Origin of the sequence: Haloferax sulfurifontis ATCC BAA-897 (assembly GCF_000337835.1) — an archaeon.
Taxonomy (GTDB): Archaea; Halobacteriota; Halobacteria; order Halobacteriales; family Haloferacaceae; genus Haloferax; species Haloferax denitrificans.
Map to the genome: position 1 here is coordinate 1 of NZ_AOLM01000015.1, position 5530 is coordinate 5530.

Annotated in this window: 1 tRNA gene and 3 rRNA genes; all 4 read left to right on the top strand. The window is 55.9% G+C overall.

What is annotated here, in order from left to right:
• Nucleotides 1-464 precede the first annotated feature (464 nt).
• Nucleotides 465-1938: ribosomal RNA gene (locus tag C441_RS07980) — 16S ribosomal RNA — on the top strand.
• A gap of 97 nt (nucleotides 1939-2035) precedes the next feature.
• A tRNA-Ala gene (locus C441_RS07985) sits at nucleotides 2036-2107 on the top strand.
• Between the two features lie 216 nt (nucleotides 2108-2323).
• Nucleotides 2324-5236 (top strand): 23S ribosomal RNA (locus C441_RS07990).
• A 113-nt stretch (nucleotides 5237-5349) separates the two neighbouring features.
• Nucleotides 5350-5471 (top strand): 5S ribosomal RNA (gene rrf / locus C441_RS07995).
• Together the 16S, 23S and 5S rRNA genes with 1 tRNA gene alongside form the textbook arrangement of a ribosomal RNA operon.
• The last annotated feature ends 59 nt before the right edge of the window (nucleotides 5472-5530 follow it).

The following is a 5530-nucleotide window of genomic DNA, read 5'->3' on the forward strand; positions in this document are numbered from 1 at the left end:
TGTATCCCCGGCATTCGGACTAATGCGAAGAAGCGCACGGGGGCACTCCCCCCGAACGCTTCCACCGAACGCCCCGACCCCAAGGTCGTCAGGCGCTCACCGGGATGACACACCTTCCCGGGGGTCGCCACGATACGACGGCCTTAAGTGGTCCAAGGCATTTCGGATGAATGCGAACGACACACCGCGATTGCAGGGCGATTCAACGCGTCCTGCCTCACCGGACCCGAACCGAACGAGGTTCGAAGGGTTTATACCCTCGAATCGCTTCGATTCAGGTCCGAAGGAAATGAGGATTCCGCCCCTGCGGTACGCCGCAAGACGGTATCTGATGTTAGCCCTAGTAGTTCGGTGACATCCGAACGGATGTCATACGAACTCGGACCTTTGAACGGTGATTTGACAGCAATACGCTGTCATTCACCCGCCAACACCCCGCGACCAGGTTTAAATGGTCGCGACCCATTCCGGTTGATCCTGCCGGAGGTCATTGCTATTGGGGTCCGATTTAGCCATGCTAGTTGCACGAGCTTAGACTCGTTGCGGAAAGCTCAGTAACACGTGGACAAACTACCCTACGGAGAGCCATAACCTCGGGAAACTGAGGCTAATAGTTCATAGGAGAGTCGCGCTGGAAATGCCGACTCTCCCAAACGCTCCGGCGCCGTAGGATGTGTCTGCGGCCGATTAGGTAGACGGTGGGGTAACGGCCCACCGTGCCGATAATCGGTACGGGTTGTGAGAGCAAGAGCCCGGAGACGGAATCTGAGACAAGATTCCGGGCCCTACGGGGCGCAGCAGGCGCGAAACCTTTACACTGCACGCAAGTGCGATAAGGGGACCCCAAGTGCGAGGGCATATAGTCCTCGCTTTTCACGACTGTAAGGCGGTCGTGGAATAAGAGCTGGGCAAGACCGGTGCCAGCCGCCGCGGTAATACCGGCAGCTCAAGTGATGACCGATATTATTGGGCCTAAAGCGTCCGTAGCCGGCCACGAAGGTTCATCGGGAAATCCGCCAGCTCAACTGGCGGGCGTCCGGTGAAAACCACGTGGCTTGGGACCGGAAGGCTCGAGGGGTACGTCCGGGGTAGGAGTGAAATCCTGTAATCCTGGACGGACCACCGATGGCGAAAGCACCTCGAGAAGACGGATCCGACGGTGAGGGACGAAAGCTAGGGTCTCGAACCGGATTAGATACCCGGGTAGTCCTAGCTGTAAACGATGCTCGCTAGGTGTGGCACAGGCTACGAGCCTGTGCTGTGCCGTAGGGAAGCCGAGAAGCGAGCCGCCTGGGAAGTACGTCCGCAAGGATGAAACTTAAAGGAATTGGCGGGGGAGCACTACAACCGGAGGAGCCTGCGGTTTAATTGGACTCAACGCCGGACATCTCACCAGCTCCGACTATAGTGATGACGATCAGGTTGATGACCTTATCACGACGCTATAGAGAGGAGGTGCATGGCCGCCGTCAGCTCGTACCGTGAGGCGTCCTGTTAAGTCAGGCAACGAGCGAGACCCGCACTTCTAATTGCCAGCAGCAGTTTCGACTGGCTGGGTACATTAGAAGGACTGCCGCTGCTAAAGCGGAGGAAGGAACGGGCAACGGTAGGTCAGTATGCCCCGAATGAGCTGGGCTACACGCGGGCTACAATGGTCGAGACAATGGGTTGCTATCTCGAAAGAGAACGCTAATCTCCTAAACTCGATCGTAGTTCGGATTGAGGGCTGAAACTCGCCCTCATGAAGCTGGATTCGGTAGTAATCGCATTTCAATAGAGTGCGGTGAATACGTCCCTGCTCCTTGCACACACCGCCCGTCAAAGCACCCGAGTGAGGTCCGGATGAGGCCACCACACGGTGGTCGAATCTGGGCTTCGCAAGGGGGCTTAAGTCGTAACAAGGTAGCCGTAGGGGAATCTGCGGCTGGATCACCTCCTAACGACCGAGACCACCCCGATGGGGTGGCTCACACGCGATCTTCCGAGTTCACCAATGACACCCGTTCGGACACCTTAGAACTACTAGGGCTAACACGGGCCCATAGCTCAGTGGTAGAGTGCCTCCTTTGCAAGGAGGATGCCCAGGGTTCGAATCCCTGTGGGTCCATGGTAAGCAGTACTCCACTCCGAAACGATCGTGCCCCTTAAGTGTGGCAAGACGTTTCGACAGAATGGATACTGACGACAGATGCACCATCCCGCGCAAGCGAGGTTGGGAAGGGTCGAAAACACGCCTCGGAGATCACCGAGGGTGTTTGATGAAACCGTGTGTACGTGCAATCCAGGCGTCCACTGGACCCGTTCTCCGGGTCACAGTGACTATATCAACTGGCTACTGTGCCAGCTGGTGGATAGCTCGGCTCGAGAGCCGATGACGGACGTGCCAAGCTGCGATAAGCCTCAGGGACCCGCATGGAGGGAAAGAACTGAGGATCTCCGAATGGGAATCCCCACGCAATTGCCTCGCGCAATGGGGAACGTTCCGAATTGAAACATCTTAGTAGGAACAGGAAAAGAAAGCAATCCGCGATGTCGTTAGTAACGGCGAGTGAACGCGATACAGTCCAAACCGAAGCCTTCGGGCAATGTGGTGTACGGACTACCCATAACGGACCTGGATCTTATGTGAAGTCTCCTGGAACGGAGCGTGATACAGGGTGAAAACCCCGTAACATAAGAATCAGATCCCGGGGTTGTTCCAGAATAGCGGGGGTTGGATATCCCTCGTGAATTTCGCAGGCATCAACTGCGAAGACTAAACACTCCTCGAGACCGATAGCGAACAAGTAGCGTGAGCGAACGCTGAAAAGCACCCCGAAAAGGGCGGTGCAATAGGGCTTGAAATCAGTTGGCGATAGAGCGACGTGGCATACAAGGTCACTCGACGAATGAACTGGGAGCGATCCCGTAGTAAGACTCGAGTGAAGCCGATGTTGCGTCGTGCGTTTTGAAAAACGAACCATGGAGTGCATCTGACTGGCGAGTCTAAGGGGTGAACCCCCGGAGGCATAGGGAAACCGATACGGCCGCAGTCTTTGACCAGGGCCACCGTCTTCAAGGGCGGGGAGCCAACCGGATGCGACCCGAAACCAAGTGATCTACGCCGGAGCAGGGCGAAGCGTGGCGAAAGCTGCGTGGAGGCCCGTTAGAGTTGGTGTCCTACAATACCCTCTCGTGACTCTGGTGTAGGGGTGAAAGGCCCATCGAACTTGGCAACAGCTGGTTCCAACCGAAACATGTCGAAGCATGACCTCTGATGAGATAGTTCGTGAGGTAGAGCGACCGATTGGGAATCCGGACTCCGAGAGGAGTTCGCTTCCCTGTCAAACTCCGAACTTACGAACGTCGTAGACTCAGGGAGTCCGGTGTGCGGGGTAAGCTTGTGCACCGTGAGGGAGACAACCCAGAGCCAGGTTAAGGACCCAAAGTGTGGATTAAGTGTGATTGAAGATTGTCTCGAGCCCTAAACAGCCGGGAGGTGAGCTTAGAAGCAGCTACCCTCTAAGAATAGCGTAACAGCTTACCGGCCGAGGTTCGAGGCGTCGAAAATGATCGGGACTCAAATCCACCTCCGAGACCTGGCGGCGTGTCATACGACACGATTCCGTAGGTTGGCATACTGCATGGGTGGAAGCACGGGTGAGAACTCGTGTGGACCGTGCAGCAACGAAAATCATGGTCTCAGTAGCAGCGAGAGTCGGGTGTGAACCCCGACGGCCTTACGCGCAAGGGTTCCTCGGCACTGTCAATCAGCCGAGGGTTAGTCGATCCTAAGTCTAACCGTAATTCGAATTAGATGAAAGGGAAACTGGTTAATATTCCAGTACCTTCTTGCACTAAACGTCGACGCTTTAGGAAACACCGAGCGGGGCCTTCGCCCCGTCGAATCACCGAAATTCGTGGAAGCCGTAACGGCACGAAGCGAACGAATGGTGAGATAGAGAAATTCGGCGGTACCTAGAGCCCGTGAAAAGACAAGCAAGAAGCTCGTACCGAGATCCGACACAGGTGCGCTGGCAGAGCAAGCCAAGGCCTGTCGGGATCAACCGACGTTAGGGAATTCGGCAAGTTAGTCCCGTAAGTTCGCGATAAGGGATGCCTGCTCTTGACCGAGCAGGTCGCAGTGACTCGGACGCTCCGACTGTCTAGTAACAACATAGGTGACCGCAAATCCGCAAGGACTCGTACGGTCACTGAATCCTGCCCAGTGCGGGTATCTGAACACCCATTACAATGGGACGAAGGACCCGTCAACGGCGGGGGTAACTATGACCCTCTTAAGGTAGCGTAGTACCTTGCCGCTTCAGTAGCGGCTTGCATGAATGGATCAACGAGAGCGTCACTGTCCCAACGTTGGGCCCGGTGAACAGTACGTTCCAGTGCGGAGTCTGGAGACCCCCAAGGGGAAGCGAAGACCCTATAGAGCTTTACTGCAGGCTGTCGCTGAGACGTGGTCGCTAATGTGCAGCATAGGTAGGAGCCATTACACAGGTACCCGCGCCAGCGGGACACCGAGGCAGCATTGAAATACTACCCGTTAGTGACTGCGACTCTCACTCCTGGCGGAGGACACCGGTAGCCGGGCAGTTTGACTGGGGCGGTACGCGCTCGAAAAGATATCGAGCGCGCCCAAAGATTTCCTCACGCGAGTCGGGAACTCGTGGAAGAGCGCAAGAGCAAACGGAAGTCTGACAGTGACATTCCCAACGAGTGTCGCTGACGCGAAAGCGTGGTCTAGCGAACCTACGAGGTTCATTCATGGGACCCGTAGATGACAGAAAAGCTACCTTAGGGATAACAGAGTCGTCACCCGCAAGAGCACATATCGACCGGGTGGCTTGCTACCTCGATGTCGGTTCCCTCCATCCTGCCTGTGCAGAAGCAGGCAAGGGTGAGGTTGTTCGCCTATTAAAGGAGGTCGTGAGCTGGGTTTAGACCGTCGTGAGACAGGTCGGCTGCTATCTATTGGGGGTGTTAAGGAACTTGACGTGAACGTTCGTATAGTACGAGAGGAACTACGAATGGGTGCCACTGGTGTACCGGTTGTCCGAGAGGGCAGATGCCGGGCAGCTACGCACCACGGGGTAAGAGCTGAACGCATCTAAGCTCGAAACCCACACGGAAAAGAAGTTCCACTGAGGACACTCGTAGAAGACGAGTTCGATAGACTCGGGGTGTACGCAACGAGGCAACGAGTTGTTAAGCCCGCGAGCACTAACAGTCCAAGCCACATTCATACGCACTGAGACCCGAGAACGGGTCCAGGCGCAAACTGGATTGCACGTATACATTGGTACGACGGCCCGACCGATATTGGTATGGCAACGGTTCGATTCCGTTGGTCGGCATTAAGGCGGCCAGAGCGGTGAGGTTCCACCCGTACCCATCCCGAACACGGAAGTTAAGCTCACCTGCGTTCTGGTCAGTACTGGAGTGAGCGATCCTCTGGGAAATCCAGTTCGCCGCCCCCACTCATACAGAGCCCACTGGACTTCGGTCCAGTGGGCTTTTTTCATTTATAGCGAGCGGA